A 2,133-nucleotide genomic window follows, 5' to 3' on the forward strand; every position below is an offset into this window, starting at 1 on the left:
ATACTTTTCACTGTACCGGCAAGAATGGCATCTACGGTTTCTACCACCAGGCGACCGCCCAACAGCATCAGTTTGTCGTGGACGATACCCACGTTGTCCGTATCGGCAATGGGTACCCGTACCTGCTGGATAACCTCACCGGTGTCAATCTCATGTTTCAGGAAGAAAGTGGTGATGCCCGTTTCCGTATCACCATTAATCACCGCCCAGTTGATGGGGGCTGCGCCGCGATACTGCGGAAGCAGGGAAGCATGCAGGTTGAAGGTGCCCAATCGCGGCATGTTCCATACCACCTCCGGCAACATGCGGAAAGCAACGACTATCTGCAAATCGGCCTTCCATGCACGCAACGCCTCCACAAAAGCCTCATCCTTCAGCTTCTCCGGCTGAAGAAGCGGAAGATTATGTTCCAGTGCATACTGCTTCACCGGAGAAAACTGGAGTTTATGTCCCCGTCCGGCAGGCTTGTCGGGCATCGTAATGACACCCACCACATTGTAGCCTCCTTCTACCAGGCAACGAAGAGCCTCCACCGCAAAGTCGGGAGTACCCATATATACAATCCTCAAATTCTTCTTTTCCACCATTTCATTTACAGTTTACCATTTACAATGTACCATTTGCGAGGCAGCTCATTTGCCCATTTACAATTTACCATTTACAATGTACGAAGCATCTTCTTTGCGATTTACAATGCCCCATCACCCCGAACGGCAAATAGTAACTTGTAAATAGTAAAATAGTAAATACCAAAAAGTCCTCAGTCTTCCGAAAAATGTACCAATACTTCACGGTACGAGTTGAATATCTTCGACTTGGACACGAAGCCCAAGTATTTGTTTTCCGCATCCACCACCGGCAGATTCCACGCCTTCGTATCATCAAAGGTACGCATCACCCGCTCCATACTGTCCGTATCATACAGACGTGCCGGAGCCGAAGTCATCAGTTTTCCCACCGTAAAGCGATGATATAACTCCTGGCGGAACATAATGTTCCGGATATCGTCCAACAAGACAATGCCAATCAGCACCCCTTCCTTATCCGTCACGGGAAAGACATTGCGATGCGAGGCAGAAATGGCCTTTACCAGTTCGCCCAAATCCATTTCGGGATGCACGGTCACAAAATCCTTTTCCACCACATTCTCCATCTTCATCAGGGTAAGGATGGCCTTGTCCTTATGGTGCGTCAACAGTTCTCCTTTCTTGGCCAAACGCATGGAATAGATACTATGAGGCTCGAACATGATGATGGTAAGATAAGAACTGACGGAAACAATCATCAGTGGCAGAAACAGGTCGTATCCTCCCGTAAGCTCGGCTATGAGGAACACGCCGGTCAGCGGAGCGTGCATGACCCCACTCATGACCCCCGCCATTCCCATCAAGGCAAAGTTCTTCTCGGGCAGATAAGCCGTCATCTCTATTTCATTGCTGAAATGTGAAAAGACAAAACCGGCAATACAACCCAGATACAACGAAGGTGCGAAGATACCGCCGCAACCGCCCCCGCCATTCGTGGCACTCGAGGCAAAGACCTTGAACAGAATAATCAGTATGAGGTATATCAGCAACAGATTGCCGTGCCCGTAGAAGAAGGAATTATTCATCACCGTGTCCCATTCGGCATTGCTCATCCCATTCAGCAACAATTCTATCGTATCGTAACCTTCGCCATACAACGGTGGGAAAAGGAATATCAGGATACTCAGCATGGCACCGCCCATTATCAGTTTCTTATAGGGAGTTCTCAACCTTCCGAACACGCCTTCCACAGAGTTCATGGCCCGGGTAAAATAAAGGGAAACCAATCCGCAGAAGATACCCAGCATAATGACATACGGAATACGCTCCAGTTCGAAAGCTTGGTCCAGATGGAATTTGAACATGGCATCCGTACCCGTCACGATATAGGAAACAGTTGCAGCCGTCACCGCAGATATCAGCAACGGCAACAAGGAGGACATTGTCAAATCTATCATCAGTACCTCCAGCGTAAATACCAGACCGGCAATCGGCGCCTTGAAAATGCCTGCAACCGCACCGGCAGCACCACATCCCACCAATAGCATCAGCGTACGATGCTCCATCTTGAAGATGGTTCCCAGATTGGAACCGATAGCCGAACCCG

Annotated in this window: 2 protein-coding genes; both read right to left on the reverse strand. The window is 49.2% G+C overall.

What is annotated here, in order from left to right; all coding sequences use genetic code 11:
- The coding region (locus ABUA47_RS02130) for a methionyl-tRNA formyltransferase (RefSeq protein WP_349831401.1) at positions 1 to 587 on the reverse strand (587 nt) is incomplete at its 3' end.
- Between the two features lie 173 nt (positions 588 to 760).
- A partial coding sequence (locus ABUA47_RS02135) for a chloride channel protein (protein WP_349831402.1) occupies positions 761 to 2,133 on the reverse strand: 1,373 nt, incomplete at its 5' end.

The sequence above is a fragment of the Bacteroides sp. RTP31139st1_H2_RTP31139_211217 genome, assembly GCF_040227615.1.
Taxonomy (GTDB): Bacteria; Bacteroidota; Bacteroidia; order Bacteroidales; family Bacteroidaceae; genus Bacteroides; species Bacteroides uniformis.